Source organism: Tardiphaga sp. vice154 (assembly GCF_007018645.1).
GTDB lineage: Bacteria > Pseudomonadota > Alphaproteobacteria > Rhizobiales > Xanthobacteraceae > Tardiphaga.
On the sequence record NZ_CP041399.1, the window covers coordinates 1,400,662 to 1,415,004 of the forward strand.

Annotated in this window: 11 protein-coding genes and 2 pseudogenes; 7 read left to right on the top strand and 6 right to left on the bottom strand. The window is 64.7% G+C overall.

Annotation, left to right across the window (positions count from 1 at the left end):
• Window positions 1–24 precede the first annotated feature (24 nt).
• Window positions 25–855 carry a hypothetical protein gene (locus FIU28_RS06555; RefSeq protein WP_246660895.1) on the bottom strand — a complete coding sequence of 277 codons (831 nt, stop codon included), beginning with the start codon at window positions 853–855 and terminating at the stop codon, window positions 25–27.
• Window positions 856–1,086: 231 nt separating this feature from the next.
• On the opposite strand from FIU28_RS06555, the gene araD reads away from it, so the two are divergent.
• Window positions 1,087–2,826, top strand: a complete 1,740-nt coding sequence (araD, locus tag FIU28_RS06560; protein ID WP_143572195.1) for an L-arabinonate dehydratase — start codon at window positions 1,087–1,089, stop codon at window positions 2,824–2,826.
• A 215-nt stretch (window positions 2,827–3,041) separates the two neighbouring features.
• On the opposite strand, the pseudogene FIU28_RS06565 reads toward araD, so the two are convergent.
• Both FIU28_RS06565 and FIU28_RS27315 read right to left on the bottom strand, forming a co-directional pair.
• Window positions 3,042–4,668 (bottom strand): annotated as a pseudogene (locus tag FIU28_RS06565) (ATP-binding protein); the annotation flags it as partial.
• Window positions 4,669–4,746: 78 nt separating this feature from the next.
• Window positions 4,747–5,358: pseudogene (locus tag FIU28_RS27315) on the bottom strand (PAS domain-containing protein); the annotation flags it as partial.
• Window positions 5,359–5,688: 330 nt separating this feature from the next.
• Between FIU28_RS27315 and FIU28_RS06570 the strand changes: the two are divergent.
• The gene (locus FIU28_RS06570) at window positions 5,689–6,678 is read left to right on the top strand and encodes a L,D-transpeptidase family protein (RefSeq protein ID WP_143572196.1); all 990 of its coding nucleotides are present in this window, start codon (window positions 5,689–5,691) and stop codon (window positions 6,676–6,678) included.
• Between the two features lie 76 nt (window positions 6,679–6,754).
• Here the strand turns inward: FIU28_RS06570 and hemE are convergent, their stop codons facing one another.
• Entirely contained in the window at window positions 6,755–7,801 is a 1,047-nt protein-coding gene (gene hemE / locus FIU28_RS06575; protein ID WP_143572197.1) for a uroporphyrinogen decarboxylase, read from the bottom strand.
• A 153-nt stretch (window positions 7,802–7,954) separates the two neighbouring features.
• Here hemE and hemF point away from each other — a divergent pair, with 153 nt between their 5' ends.
• On the top strand, window positions 7,955–8,848 hold the full coding sequence (hemF, locus tag FIU28_RS06580) for an oxygen-dependent coproporphyrinogen oxidase (RefSeq protein WP_210245481.1): 894 nt from the start codon (window positions 7,955–7,957) through the stop codon (window positions 8,846–8,848).
• Window positions 8,845–9,348: a TspO/MBR family protein gene (locus FIU28_RS06585; protein WP_143572198.1), complete on the top strand. Its 504-nt coding sequence runs from the start codon at window positions 8,845–8,847 to the stop codon at window positions 9,346–9,348. The genes hemF and FIU28_RS06585 overlap by 4 nt, the downstream gene beginning before the upstream one ends.
• 118 nt (window positions 9,349–9,466) lie before the next feature.
• Here the strand turns inward: FIU28_RS06585 and FIU28_RS06590 are convergent, their stop codons facing one another.
• Together FIU28_RS06590 and FIU28_RS06595 are read right to left on the bottom strand one after the other, a co-directional pair.
• Window positions 9,467–10,138, bottom strand: coding sequence for a biliverdin-producing heme oxygenase (locus FIU28_RS06590; RefSeq protein ID WP_143572199.1), 672 nt, complete (start codon window positions 10,136–10,138; stop codon window positions 9,467–9,469).
• A gap of 53 nt (window positions 10,139–10,191) precedes the next feature.
• A complete protein-coding gene (locus FIU28_RS06595; RefSeq protein ID WP_143572200.1) occupies window positions 10,192–11,148 on the bottom strand; it encodes a LysR substrate-binding domain-containing protein in 957 nt (318 codons plus the stop codon).
• A 155-nt stretch (window positions 11,149–11,303) separates the two neighbouring features.
• Here FIU28_RS06595 and FIU28_RS06600 point away from each other — a divergent pair, with 155 nt between their 5' ends.
• Genes FIU28_RS06600 through fba form a run of 3 tightly spaced genes read left to right on the top strand, consistent with a single transcriptional unit; the run spans window position 11,304 to window position 14,337 of the window.
• On the top strand, window positions 11,304–12,338 hold the full coding sequence (locus FIU28_RS06600) for a class 1 fructose-bisphosphatase (protein ID WP_143572201.1): 1,035 nt from the start codon (window positions 11,304–11,306) through the stop codon (window positions 12,336–12,338).
• A gap of 8 nt (window positions 12,339–12,346) precedes the next feature.
• The gene (locus tag FIU28_RS06605) at window positions 12,347–13,222 is read left to right on the top strand and encodes a phosphoribulokinase (RefSeq protein WP_143572202.1); all 876 of its coding nucleotides are present in this window, start codon (window positions 12,347–12,349) and stop codon (window positions 13,220–13,222) included.
• Between the two features lie 32 nt (window positions 13,223–13,254).
• Window positions 13,255–14,337: a class II fructose-bisphosphate aldolase gene (gene fba, locus FIU28_RS06610; protein WP_143572203.1), complete on the top strand. Its 1,083-nt coding sequence runs from the start codon at window positions 13,255–13,257 to the stop codon at window positions 14,335–14,337.
• Window positions 14,338–14,343: the final 6 nt, after the last annotated feature.

Below are 14,343 nucleotides of genomic sequence, written 5' to 3' on the forward strand. Positions count from 1 at the left end.
TTGACGGCCGTTGGCAGCTATCGGTCAGTTCTTGATGGCATAGAGCGGGGTGCGCATCGTCAGTTGATAGGCCGGCTTCGGCACCCAGGCGACTTCGAAGGTAAGTCCGAACAGCCGGTTGTCGTCGTCGTCCATGCGCTCGAGATCGAGGCGGATGATGGGCTGGGTGAACGGCGCGACCGGGCTCCGGTTCACGAGCTGCGCGCCGCCGAAGGATTGCACGCCGAACCGGCCGGACAGCTTCCAGTTGCTCGGCCACTGATAGTAGCCGCCGAGATAGCCGATGATCGAGGGTTTCACGCTGGCGAGATCGGTATCGACGGCGACGTTCACATAGCGCCTGCCGGCCAGCAGCCCGGTGGTGGCGTCGGGGTCGAGCGCATAGTCGGCCTCGAGAATGGTGGTGAGGGTCGTGGTCGCCAATACGCTGGCCTGGATCGAGCGCGACAGCGTGGCCTGCACGGTGATGGTCGGCAACGTACCGCCGTTCTGCTGGATCACGTCGGCCTGCAGGCCGACATTCCAGGCGGTGGCAATGAGCGAACTCCATGACGTCGCATCGGTGCGCGACGTCGTGGAGCTGACGCCGCCATAGACCGAAATGCGGTCGGTGAGGTCGAGGGTGATCGGGGCGTTGACGGTGACCGACTGGCTGGCGGGTGAAGACAGCGTCGGCAGGGCGCTGAAATTCTGGAAGCCGATGCCGATCGCCCCGGCCGGCAGGGTGCCGTAGGTTGTCATCAGGTCGAGATACAGATTGGGAACGGTCTCCGAATTCGACGGGTCGTCATCGTCGTCGTCACTGGCCTTGCCGAAGGCAGGCGCGCTCAGCGCCATCGACGCGAAGAGCATCATGGCGATGGCGAGGAGCGCTGCCTGTTGGTCCCCCCCGCATCCGTCCCGAGCCGTTATGCCTCGCCCATTGACCATCCGTCGATCCAGCCATGCCACCTGCGATCGATGGCAGCGTATTCCACAGCGTCGCGATGTGGCAACACGTCCGCCGCCTCGGCCGAAAAGATCGCGACACCGTGGCCGCGATGCGATCAAACTTCGCCCAACGAATCGAAAAATCAGGGACCAGGAATGACCAGGACGAAGAAGAACCCGGATCAGTTGCGCAGCGCGCGCTGGTTTGCGCCCGATGATCTGCGCGCCTTCGGGCACCGCTCGCGGGCGATGCAGCAGGGCTATGCGCCGGAGGAGTGGAAGGGCCGGCCGGTCATCGCCATCCTCAACACCTGGTCGGATGCGCAGCCCTGCCACATGCACTTCAAGACCCGCGTCGAGGACGTCAAGCGCGGCATCCTGATGGCTGGCGGCTTTCCGATGGAGCTGCCGGCGCTGTCGCTGTCGGAATCCTTCCTGAAGCCGACCACCATGCTCTATCGCAACATGCTGGCGATGGACGCCGAGGAATTGCTGCGCGGCCACCCCGTCGATGGCGTCGTGCTGATGGGCGGCTGCGACAAGACTACGCCGGGCCTGCTGCTTGGCGCGACCAGCGCCGGCTATCCCGCGATCTATCTGCCGGCCGGTCCCATGCTGCGCGGCAACTGGAAGGGCAAGACGCTCGGCTCCGGCTCGGACGCCTGGAAATACTGGGACGAACGCCGCGCCGGCAAGATCTCCGACAAGGAATGGGTCGAGGTCGAAGGCGGCATCGCGCGCAGCTATGGCACCTGCATGACCATGGGCACCGCGAGCACTATGACCGCGATCGCGGAATCGATCGGCATGTCGCTGCCCGGCGCGTCGTCGATTCCCGCCGCCGATTCCGGCCACATCCGCATGGCCAGTGAATGCGGCCGCCGCATCGTCGAAATGGTGTGGGAGGACCTGACCCCTGCGAAAATCCAGACCCGCCACGCCTTCGAGAACGCCATCGTGGTGGCGATGGCGATGGGCTGCTCGACCAATGCGATCATCCATCTGATCGCGCAGGCGCGCCGTGCAGGCCACGACATCGGGCTCGATGATTTCGAGACCGCGAGCCGCAAGGTGCCTGTCATCGCCAATGTCAGGCCGAGCGGTGATACGTACCTTATGGAGGATTTCTATTACGCCGGCGGGCTGCCGGCACTGATGAGCCGCATCAGGGATCATCTGCATCTCGACGCGCTGACGGTAACCGGCAAGACGATCGGCGAGAACATCGCCGACGCCCAGGTCCACAATGACGACATCATCCGCACGATCGAGAATCCGATCTACGCCGAGGGCGCATTGGCGGTACTGAAGGGCAATCTGGCGCCGGACGGCTGCGTCATCAAACCCTCGGCCTGCGAGCCGCGCTTCCTCAAGCACTCCGGCCCGGCCCTGGTGTTCGATGATTATCCCTCGTTGAAAAAAGCCGTCGATGACGAGAATCTCGACGTCACGGCCGACCACGTGCTGATCCTGCGCAATGCCGGGCCGCAAGGCGGGCCGGGCATGCCGGAATGGGGCATGCTGCCGATCCCGACCAGACTGGTGAAGCAGGGTGTCCGTGACATGGTGCGACTGTCGGATGCGCGGATGAGCGGTACGAGCTACGGCGCCTGCATCCTGCACGTCGCGCCGGAATCCTGGATCGGCGGCCCGCTTGCGCTGGTCGAGAATGGTGACATCATCTCGCTGGATGTCGATGCCCGCATTATCCATTTGGAAGTTTCGGATGAAGAAATGGCCAGGCGCCGCGCGGCCTGGACTGCTCCGCAGCGGCACTATGAGCGCGGCTATGGCTGGATGTTCACCAAACACATCCAGCAGGCCAATGACGGTTGCGACTTCGATTTTCTCGAAACGGCGTTCGGCGGCAAGGTGAAAGAGCCGGTGATTTATTGAAAAGACGCGGGCGCTCTTGCTTCCTTCCCTCTCCCCTTGTGGGAGAGGGTGGATCGAATGCCCGCAGCGCATTCGAGACGGGTGAGGGGTAGCCAAAGACACCGAGCTTCATGGCTACCCCTCATCCGTCGCGGACTTCGTCCGCGCCACCTTCTCCCACAAGGGGAGAAGGAAGAAAGAGCGAGACGCTTGTCCGCGCAGGCCTACACCTTCTCCAGCACCCGCCGGATCTTGTGTGCCAGCGATTCCCGCGTATAGGGCTTCGGCAGCAGCTCCACGCCGGCGTCGAGGCGACCGCCGTGGACGATGGCATTCTCGGTGTAGCCAGAGGTGAACAGCACCACGAGCTTCGGCAATAGCTCGCGCGCGCGGCGCGCCAGCTCCGGGCTCTTGAGCGGACCGGGCATCACCACGTCGGTGAACAACAGGTCGATCGCCACGCCGCTCTCGACGATAGCCAGCGCGCTCGCCGCATCATGCGCGGTCAGCACGCGGTAGCCGAGCTCGGTGAGCAGATCGACCGCGACCGCGCGTACGCCGGCATCGTCCTCGGCGGATGGTCTCGGTGCCGCCCACGATCGGCGTGTTTTCGGCCGGCGCGATGACGTCCTCGCTGCGGTCGGCGCGCGGCAGGTACAGCTTGATCGTGGTGCCCTGGCCGACCTCGCTGTAGATCTTGACGTGGCCCTTCGACTGCTTGACGAAGCCGTAGACCATCGAGAGCCCCAGCCCGGTGCCATGGCCTTCCGGCTTGGTGGAGAAGAACGGCTCGAACACCCGCGCCAGCACTTCCGGCGGCATGCCGGTGCCGGTGTCGGTCACCGCCAGCACCACATATTGCCCGGGGGCCACGTCGTCGTGGGTGCGCGCATAGGTGTCGTCGAGATGTGCGTTGCCGACCTCGATAGTCAGCTTGCCGGTGTCGCGCATGGCGTCGCGCGCGTTGATCGCCAGGTTGAGCAGCGCGTTTTCGACCTGGGTCGGATCGATCAGCGTATTCCACAGCCCGCCGGAAACCACCGGCTCGATCTCCACGGCCTCGCCAAGCGAGCGCCGCAGCAGCTCGTCCATGCCGGTGACGAGCCGGCCGATATTGATCACTTTCGGCTCCAGCGCCTGCCGGCGGCCGAACGCCAGCAATTGGCTGGCCAGCTTGGCGCCGCGCGCGACCGCGGCGCTGGCGTTGTCGACGCGGCGCTGCGCCTTGGCATTGTCCGCGATGTCGCGGCCGAGCAGTTGCAGATTGCCGGAAATCACCTGCAGCAAATTGTTGAAATCATGCGCGACGCCGCCGGTGAGCTGGCCGACCGCTTCCATCTTCTGCGATTGCCGCAGGCTGGCCTCGCTCTCGCGCAGTTCGGCCGTGCGTGCCTCGACCTGCAGTTCCAGCGACGACGCCAGCGTGCGCAAATCCTGTTCGGCGCGGCGACGCTCGATTGCGGTACGGGTGCGCTCGGCGAAGTCGCGCATCAGTTCGAGTTCGTCGGCGCTCCAGGGGCGCGGTTCGGCGTGATTGAGATAGAACAACGCCACGAAGCCGCCTTGTTCGGTCACCGGCATGTTGACGAAGGACTGCGCGCTGATCGCCTTCAGGGCGTCGCCGCCCGCCGCGGTGCGCGGGTCGTCATACACGTTTCCGATCGCTACGGTTTCGCCGCGCCTCAAATTGTCGATGTAAGAGCCGTAGTCGCGGAAATGCAGCACGCCGGCGAGGCTCTTGATGCCCGGCGCGTTCCAGTCGCGTTCGATGTGGATGGTCTCGTTGCGGGGATCGATGGTGCCGTAGCCGGCGCGACTGACCTGCAGTGTGGTGCCAAGGATTTCGGCGGCGGCGAACGACATCTCGGCGATGTCGTCGAGATCGCGCAGCCGGTCGTCGAGCGCGACCCGGGCCTGCTGGCGGATGTCGGCAGCCTTGCGATCCGTGATGTCGATCGCAGCCCCCGGCAACCGTGCGGGCTGGCCGGCACGATCGCGGATCACCCGGCCGCGGGCCAGGATCCAGCGGATCGATCCGTCCGGCTGCCGGATGCGGTATTCGCAGGCGAAATCATCGGCGCCGTCCATGGCCCGTTTCAGCGTGGCCTGGAACACTGGCACGTCGTCGGGATGAAAGCTGCCGACGAAGGTGGAGATGGGCGCGCCGGCCTCGGCCAGCTGCGGATCGACATGGTAGATGCGGGCGAAATTGGCATCGGAGTGCACCACATCGCCCTTCAGGTCCCAGTCCCACACGCCGATCATCCCGGCCGCGCCGAGCGCCGCCGTCAGGCGCTCCTCGCTCTGCGCCAGCCGGTCTTCGGTTTCGACCAACGCCGCGATGTCGGCGTCGCGGTTGCGCAGCGCGGTGCGCAGGGCCGCGCAGACCGCCACCATGAAGGCGCCGACCAGCGCGTACAGCACGCCGCCAAACCAGATGTCGCCGTCGCCGATGTCGTTGCCCGCCCCGGCGAACAGCCAGGTCGCCATCGCCGCCGATAGCAATGTCGCGTACAGCCCCGGGCCGAAGCCGAGCACGAAGCCGGTCGCCATCAGCAGCGGAAAAAACGGCAGGTAAGGCACCCCCGTGACCGGCAGGGCTGCGCGGATCAGGGTGGCGACGGCGACGGCCAGTGTTGCCAGCGCGTAGCGTGCCGCTACGGGCGGCTCGAAGGTGAGCAGCGCGCGCAGCAGGCGGTCTGGCGAACGGGTGCGGGGCAGCGGAAAGTCCGATGGTCACGAGGACGGGGGAAGAACAAAGGCTACTAACAGCTATCGAATGGGCTGTCACGACGGCCGATTGAAGCGGCGATGGAACTCCCATCGCTTCGCGGTCTTGTCCCACGCGCCCCAACCGCGCGTCGATATACCCAGGGCAAACAGATGCGACGATTGATTGCGGCTTTCGGATTGACGCTACTGGCGAGCGGCCCGCTGTTCGCTGCAGGACTTAGCCCGGATACGATCAACGCTGCGGCTTTTACCGGCAAGATTCCCGCCGGGGACAGGCCTACCGCGCTCGCCGTCAAGGTGCAGGTACTGCTCGACCGCGCGCATTTCTCGCCGGGCGAGATCGACGGTCATTTCGGCGACAATGTCGAAAAATCTCTACAGGCCTTCGCCGAAGCCAACAGCCTGCCGTCGGGCAAGGCGCTGACGCCGGAAATCTGGACAAAGCTGCAGGCGCAGGCGAGCGATCCCGTCACGACGGACTATGTCCTCACCGAGCAGGACGTGAAGGGGCCGTTCCTCGATAAGCTGCCGGTCAAGATGGAAGACATGAAGGGCTTGAAGTCGCTGGGTTACACCAGCGCCAGGGAGGCGCTGGGCGAGCGGTTTCACATGAGCCAGGACCTGCTGACCGAACTCAATCCGAAGCAGAAATTCGATCGGGCCGGCGACAGCATCGTCATCGTCAATCCCGGCGCGAGTGCACCGTTCATGGTCTCGCGCATCGAGGTAGACAAGACGCGCCAGACCGTGAAGGCCTTCGACAAGGACAATGCACTGGTCGCGTTCTATCCGGCGTCCGTCGGCAGCGAGGAAAAGCCGACGCCGTCCGGCGTGCTCAAGATAGTCTCGATCGATGCCAATCCGACCTATCGCTACGATCCGAAATACAAGTTCAAGGGCGTGAAATCGACCAAGCCTTTCCGTATCCAGGGCGGCCCGAACAATCCGGTCGGAAGCACCTGGATCGGACTGTCGGAGAAGAGCTACGGCATCCATGGAACGTCGGATCCCTCGCGCGTCAGCAAGAGCGACTCGCATGGCTGCGTGCGACTGACCAACTGGGACGTGGCGCGGCTGGCCGCGTCCGTGAAGAAGGGCGTCGAGGTCAGCTTCATCGATGGCAAGCAGGCGGCAAAGTAGATGCGCTCTTACCTCGCCCCCTAGCGAAGCGAAGCTTCGCTAGGGGGCGAGGGGGCGCATGGCCGGTGCAAAACAACTACCCTCGAAAAGCCCGCACCCGTTTCACCATCTGTTCGACATGCGCCACCGGCGTTTCGGGCTGGATGCCGTGGCCGAGGTTGAAGATGAACCGCCCGCCGGCGTAATTCGCCAGCACGTCGTCGATCGCGCGATCGAGCGCGTCGCCGCCGGCGATCAGCACCAGCGGATCGAGATTGCCCTGCACCGCCACCTTGCTCTGCACATGCTCGCGGATGAACGCGGGCTCCGCCGCCCAGTCGATGCTGACGGCATCGACGCCGGTCGCCTCGACATAGCCCGGCAGCATCGCGCCGGCGCCGCGTGGAAAGCCGATGATCTTCGCGCCCGGCACTTTGGCGCGCACGCCCTCGACGATGCGCCTGGTCGGCTCCACCGACCAGCGCTGGAATTCGCGCGCCGGCAGGATGCCCGCCCAGGTGTCGAAGATCTGCAGCACGTCGGCGCCGGCGGCGAGCTGGCTGAGCAGATAGGTGATCGAGTTCTCGACGATCGCGTCGATAATTTTCGCGAAGGCGTCGGGATGACGGTACGCCATCATCCGCGCCGGGCCCTGGTCCGGCGTGCCCTTGCCCGCCACCATGTAGGTCGCCACCGTCCACGGCGCGCCGCAGAAGCCGATCAGCGTGATTTTCGGGTCGAGCGCGGCGCGAACCCGGCGCAGCGCCTCGTAGACCGGCTCGAGCTTTCCGAAGTCGGCCTGCGGGTTCAGCGTTGCCACCAGTTCCGGCGTGTCCAGAGGATCGAGCCTGGGGCCCTCGCCGACTTCGAAGCGCACCGAGCGGCCGAGCGCGTAGGGGATCACCAGGATGTCAGAGAAAATGATCGCGGCGTCGAAGCCGAACCGCCGGATCGGCTGTAGCGTCACTTCGGCGGCAAAATCGGGATTGAAGCAGAGGTCGAGAAAGCCGCCGGCCTGGGCGCGGACTTCGCGATATTCCGGCAGATAGCGCCCGGCCTGCCGCATCATCCATAGCGGGGGCACGGTCTGGCGGTGGCCATGGAGCACGTCGAGGAACGGTTTGGCGGTCGGGGACTGGGTCAAGGCGGCGGTTTCCGGGTTGGCGACGGCGCGAAGGATGATTTTCTGATACGGCTGTTGGCGCGGCAAGTACATACTGCAACGCGGCAAGGGTCGTTACGATAACCCAACGCGCCGACGCTGGAAAAGTCGCGTTCATTGACGTAACAACACCGCATGGACCAGATGACTCCCGATCCCAGCCATCCCGCCGAGCCACAGCGCGCTCAAGCCAAAGTCTGGTTCGAGTCGCTGCGCGACCAGATCTGCGCCGAGGTCGAGGCGCTGGAGCGGGAGGCGCCCGGCGAGGTGTTCCCCGGCCAACCCGCCACCTTCACCTACAAGCCCTGGACGCGGGCGACCGGGAGCGGCGGCGGCACCGGCGGCTTCCTGAGCGGCGGCCGGCTGTTCGAGAAGATCGGCATCCATACGTCATCCGCCAATGGCCGGCTGACCCCTGAAATGGCCAAGGTGATGCCCGGCGACGGCGTCGAGCTCGAGTATGTCTCGACCAGTATCAGCCTGATCATGCATCCGCGCAGCCCGCGCGTGCCTACCGTGCACATGAACACGCGGTTTCTGTCGACCTCGCAGGGCTGGTTCGGCGGCGGCGCCGACCTGACGCCGATGCTGCCTGAGCAGCGCACCGCCGAGGCGCCGGACACCATCGCCTTTCATGCGGCCATGCGTAAAGCCTGCGACGCCCACGATCCCGCCTATTATGAGAAGTTCAAGGCCTGGGCCGACACCTACTTCTTCCTGCCGCATCGCGGCACGGCCCGCGGCGTCGGCGGCATTTTCTACGACCACCTCAACAGCGGAAATTTCGACAACGACTTTGCCTTTACCCGCGATGTCGGTTCGGCGTTTCTCGATATCTATCCGAAGCTCGTGCGCGCCCGCATGATGGAGCCGTGGACCGACGCTGAGCGCGCGCAGCAACTGGCGCTGCGCGGACTGTATGTCGAGTTCAACCTCTTATACGACAAGGGCACCGTGTTCGGCCTGCAGACTGGCGGCAATATCGAGACCATCCTGAGTTCGATGCCGCCGCTGGTGAGTTGGGCATGACGGAGTTGCGCGCCGCTGCCCGCGGGCCCGTGTGGAAGCCGCTGCTGGTCGCCACCCTGGCCGCGTTTGCCGTCATCACGATCGGCGGCTTGCTCACGGACATCGGCCCATGGTATCGCGGCCTGACTAAACCGTCCTGGCAGCCGCCGAACTGGGTGTTCGGCCCGGCGTGGACGACGATTTTTGCGCTCGCCGTCGTCTCCGCAGTATCGGTCTGGCGCGCCACGACGGACAGAGCGCAGCACGCCTGGATCATCGGCCTGTTTGCTGTCAATGCCGGCTTTAACCTGCTGTGGAGTGCGCTGTTCTTCGCGCTGAAGCGGCCGGACTGGGCGCTGGCCGAAGTCGGCTTCCTGTGGCTGGCGATCGCGCTGCCGATGGTGGTGTTCTGGCGGCTGTCGAAGACGGCGAGCCTGTGCCTGCTGCCCTATCTCTTATGGGTCTCGTTCGCCGCGTTCCTGAATTTCACGATCGTCCGCCTCAACCCGCCATTCGGCTGAGGCGCCGTTCTTTTCCCCTCTCCCCCCGGACGCAGCTGCGCTGCTTGTGGGAGAGGGGACGATCGAGCTGCGACCTTCGAATTCTGGTCGAAGTATCAAAAATCTTCGGCGGGCTTTGCTATTTCGCCGCTTCCGGCAGCAAAGCGTTCTGCACCGCCCAGGACAGTTCGATATTGAGCTGGAACGCGAGCCTGCCTTCGTCGATCACTGCCTGCGGATCGGCGACCAGCGTGCCGGCCTGGTCGAGGGCGTTGCGATACTCGGTCTTCAGCGCCGTCAGATCGGGCGCGTCCGGGAAATCGTAGAACGATAACTCCGCCGCTCGCAGTCCCGGCTTTTTCATCAGCAGGCGCTTCAGGATCTGGCCGCCATTGAGGTCGCCAAGGTAGCGCGTATAGGCGTGCGCGATCAGCCGCGCGCCGTCGCCGTCGGCGCAGGCGTCGATGCGCTGCGCGTAGCGTTCGCCTTCCGGCAATATTGGAATGCCGGCAAAGCTGCCGCCGCACAGCGCCACCAGGTCGGCCTCCAAGGCAGCCGAGCGCTCCAGCCGGTACTGCGCGAGTGCCTTCAGGCTCGGCGTCGCGCGGTGGTGTTCGAGTCCGCGCTCCAGTGCCTGATAGGCCGTCAGCAGAATGCGATGCAGCAGGATGTAGCCGTCGCGGCTCGCCTCGCCGCGCAGCAGGTCGCTGATGACGCCGGATCGTTCGGCTTCGACGTGCAGGGTCTTGGTGCCGAAGTAAAGCGCGTTGACCACGCTTTCGGGGGCGGCTTCGCTGGGCTGGTCGGTCATGGCGCATCCTTGATATCCGACAGGCCATAGCCTGACGTCAGACGATCAATTGATCAATCCTGCTTTGACGGTCGCGTCAATCGCCGCCGTCGCGTATGCGGCAGGAACTCCGCGCCGCGCTCGCCGAGAAACTGTCGCATCGCCTGCGCCGGCGGCAGCAGCACCTTGTCCTGGCGCGAGACCACGAACCATTGCCTGATGATCGGCAGCCCGACCACGTCGAGCATCGTAAGCCGCCGCTCGTCGAGCTCGGTCGCCACCGTATGCGCCGAGATGAAGGCGATGCCGAGCCCGGCGATCACCGCCTGCTTGATGGTCTCGTTGCTGCTCATCGTCATGCCGATCAGCGGCCGTATGCCGGCGGCGCCGAACAATTGCTCCATCAACCCGCGCGTGCCGGAGCCGGGCTCGCGGGTGAGAAACGTCTCGCCGGCGAGATCGCTCAGCGCCAGATGCGGCTTTCGCGCCAGGCGATGCCCGGTTGGCGCGATGATGACATGCGGGTGGTCGCCGATCAGGCGGACGTCCATCTCGATATCGACCGGCGGCCGTCCCATGATGGCGAAGTCGAGATCGTAGCCGAGCAGCGCCGCGCCGATGTCCTTCCGGTTGCCGATCGTCAGGCGCACCTCGATGTCGGGATACAGTTTGGAAAACCCCGAGATGGCGAACGGCACGAAGTATTTCGCGGTCGACACCGCGCCGATCGAGATCCGTCCGGCGGTCTTGCCCGCCATCATTTCCAGCGCCGTGGCGCAGGCCGCCATCGCCGCCTCGATGCGTTCGGTCAGCGCCAGCACTTCGCGCCCGGCGTCGGTCAGCAGCATGCCGTCGCCGCTGCGCTGGATCAGCGGCAGCTCGGCCAGAGCCTGCAGATTGCGCAGCTGCAGCGTCACCGCCGGCTGGGTGAGGTTCAGCTTGCTCGCGGCGGCGGTGATGCTGCCGTTCGCGGCCAGCGCCGCGAGCGCCCGTAGCTGCCGGATCGAGACGTCGCGAAAGCGTTTGGGCATATAACAAAAACTTTCATCATGTCGTAGATAATGAAATTTCCCTTATTTACCACCGTGCGTCAATATCTGTGGGCAACAGGAGTGGTCGCCTTCGGGCGGGTCAATGCCACAACGCCTCGTGCCAGAAGGGGCGGAGCATTTCCTGGGAGACGACCATGACCGACCATCTGACGCTGTTTCAGCATACCAAATCTTTCGCGGGGCAGGATCCCGTGCGGCTGGCGGTAGCCGCGGCGGTGGACGCGTTTGCGACGGCCTCGATCGAGATCTCCGACCTGATCGGCCGCGGCGCGCTGGCCGGCATCACCGGCGCGGCGCACGGCGGCGAGAATGCCGACGGCGATGTGCAGAAGGACCTCGACGTTCGCGCCGACCAGATCATCCGGCACGCCTTGCAATCGGTGCCCTTTGCGGCGCTGGCCTCCGAGGAAGCCGAGACGCATGAGGATGGCGACGCCTCGGCGCCGATCTCGATCGCCTACGATCCGCTCGATGGCTCGTCCAATATCGAGACCAACATGACGGTGGGCACGATCTTCTCGATCATGCCGCACCAAGCCGGCGAGACGCCGTTCACCGGCCCCGGCACGGCGCAGATCGCGGCCGGCTTCATCGTCTATGGCCCGCAGACCTCAATGGTGCTGACGCTCGGCGAGGGCGTCGACATCTTCACGCTCGACCGCGCCGAGCGCGGCTACAAGCTCATCCGCCGCCAGGTCCGGATCCCGGCGGATACCGCGGAATACGCCATCAACGCGTCGAACTATCGCCATTGGGAACAGCCGGTGCGCGATTTCGTCGATGAGTGCATGGCCGGTGAGGACGGTCCCCGCAGCAAGAACTTCAATATGCGCTGGATCGCATCGCTGGTGGCGGAGGCCTATCGCATCCTGATCCGCGGCGGCGTGTTCCTGTATCCCGCCGACGCCCGCAAGGGCTATGGCGAGGGCCGGCTGCGGCTGCTCTACGAGGCGCATCCGATGGCCATGATCGTCGAACAGGCCGGCGGCGCCGCCACCACCGGCCGCGAGCGCATCCTCGATCTATCTCCCAACGCCATCCACCAGCGTGTGCCGTTGATCATGGGTTCGATCAACAAGGTGCGGCGGATCGAAAATCTGCATGTGGATCCTGCCGCCGCGACCAAGGCCAATCCTTTGTTCGCGCGACGAGGTCTTTTCCGTGTCTAGGGGCGTTCATGTCGCGAAAGCATCCGATCATCTCGATCACCGGCTCGTCAGGCGCGGGCACCACCTCGGTGAAGCGCACCTTCGAGCAGATCTTTCGCCGCGAGAAGGTCGAGGCGGCCTATATCGAGGGCGATGCCTTCCATCGTTATAACCGTCTCGACATGCGCGCCCGGATGGCGGAAGAATCCGAGCGCGGCAACAAGCACTTCAGCCATTTCAGTCCCGAAACCAATCTGTTCGAGGAGCTGGAAACCACCTTCCGCGACTACAGCGCCACCGGCACTGGCCGGACCCGCTATTACATCCATGATGATATCGAAGCTGCGCGGCATGGCGGCGTGCCTGGCACCTTCACCGAATGGCAGCAATTGCCGGAAAAATCTGACCTGCTGTTCTATGAGGGCCTGCACGGCGCCGTCGTCACCGACAAGGTCAATGTCGCGCAATATGCCGATCTCAAGATCGGTGTCGTCCCCGTCATCAATCTCGAATGGATCCAGAAGCTGCACCGCGACCGAAGCGACCGCGGCTATTCCACCGAGGCCGTGACCGATACCATCCTGCGCCGGATGCCCGACTACATCCATTACATCTGCCCGCAATTTACCGACACCGACATCAACTTCCAGCGCGTGCCGCTGGTCGACACGTCGAACCCGTTCATCGCGCGCTGGATTCCCACGCCGGATGAATCGATGGTGGTGATCCGCTTCAAGACGCCGCGCGGCATCGACTTTCCCTATCTGCTGTCGATGATCCCGCACAGCTTCATGTCGCGCGCCAATTCCATCGTCATTCATGGCTCCAAGCTCGACCTGGCGATGCAATTGATCCTGACGCCGCTGATCCTTCAGCTCATCGAGCGCAAGCGCGGGGCGAAATAGCAGAACTCAACGTCAATGAGGGAGCGGAGACCATGGCACGTATCACGCTGAGACAATTGCTCGACCACGCCGCGGAACAGGGCTACGGCGTGCCGGCGTTCAACATCAACAATATGGAGCAGGGCCTCGCCATCATGGACGCGGCGGCCGCGGTGGACGCGCCGGTCATCATCCAGGCCTCGCGCGGCGCGCGATCTTACGCCGGCGACATCATGCTGGCGCGGATGATTGACGCGCTGGAGGAGATGTATCCGCAGATTCCGCTGTGCATGCACCAGGACCACGGCAATGAGGAAGCTACCTGCGCCACCGCGATCAAGTACGGCTTCACCTCGGTGATGATGGATGGGTCATTGAAGGCCGACGCCAAGACCGCCGCCGATTACGATTACAACGTCGATATCACCCGTCGCGTCGTCGAACTGGCGCACTGGATCGGCGCTTCCGTCGAGGGTGAACTCGGCGTGCTGGGCTCGCTGGAGCACGGCGGCGGCGAGCAGGAGGACGGTCACGGCGTCGAGGGCAAGGTCAGCCATGATCAGCTGCTGACCGATCCCGACCAGGCCGTCGACTTCGTCCGCGCGACCAAGGTCGATGCGCTGGCGATCGCGATGGGCACGTCGCACGGCGCCTATAAGTTCTCGCGCAAGCCGGATGGCGAGATTCTCGCGATGAATGTCGTCGAGGAGATCCACCGCCGGCTGCCGAACATCCATCTGGTAATGCACGGCTCGTCCTCGGTGCCGCAGCCGCTGCAGGACATGTTCAACGAATATGGCGGCGAGATGAAGCCGACCTGGGGCGTGCCGGTCGACGAGATCGTGCGCGGCATCCGGCATGGCGTGCGCAAGGTCAATATCGATACCGACTGCCGCCTCGCCATGACCGCCATGTTCCGTAAGGTCGCAACCTCGAACAAGAGCGAGTTCGATCCGCGCAAATTCCTCAAGCCGGCCATGGACGCGATGCGCGAGTTGTGCCGCGAACGCTTCGAGCAGTTCGGTACCGCCGGCCACGCCTCCAAGATCAAGGTGATCCCGCTGGCCGAAATGGCCCGGCGCTATCGCTCGGGCGCGCTCGATCCGCAGATTGGCATGGCCGAAGCCGCCGAATGATTTCGC

Bases quoted from the DNA above. Each gene is read 5' to 3' on its own strand.
- FIU28_RS06555 (WP_246660895.1), bottom strand. From the start codon at position 855: ATGATGCTCTTCGCGTCGATGGCGCTGAGCGCGCCTGCCTTCGGCAAG.
- araD (WP_143572195.1), top strand. From the start codon at position 1,087: ATGACCAGGACGAAGAAGAACCCGGATCAGTTGCGCAGCGCGCGCTGG.
- FIU28_RS06570 (WP_143572196.1), top strand. From the start codon at position 5,689: ATGCGACGATTGATTGCGGCTTTCGGATTGACGCTACTGGCGAGCGGC.
- hemF (WP_210245481.1), top strand. From the start codon at position 7,955: ATGGACCAGATGACTCCCGATCCCAGCCATCCCGCCGAGCCACAGCGC.
- FIU28_RS06585 (WP_143572198.1), top strand. From the start codon at position 8,845: ATGACGGAGTTGCGCGCCGCTGCCCGCGGGCCCGTGTGGAAGCCGCTG.
- FIU28_RS06590 (WP_143572199.1), bottom strand. From the start codon at position 10,138: ATGACCGACCAGCCCAGCGAAGCCGCCCCCGAAAGCGTGGTCAACGCG.
- FIU28_RS06595 (WP_143572200.1), bottom strand. From the start codon at position 11,148: ATGCCCAAACGCTTTCGCGACGTCTCGATCCGGCAGCTACGGGCGCTC.
- FIU28_RS06600 (WP_143572201.1), top strand. From the start codon at position 11,304: ATGACCGACCATCTGACGCTGTTTCAGCATACCAAATCTTTCGCGGGG.
- FIU28_RS06605 (WP_143572202.1), top strand. From the start codon at position 12,347: ATGTCGCGAAAGCATCCGATCATCTCGATCACCGGCTCGTCAGGCGCG.
- fba (WP_143572203.1), top strand. From the start codon at position 13,255: ATGGCACGTATCACGCTGAGACAATTGCTCGACCACGCCGCGGAACAG.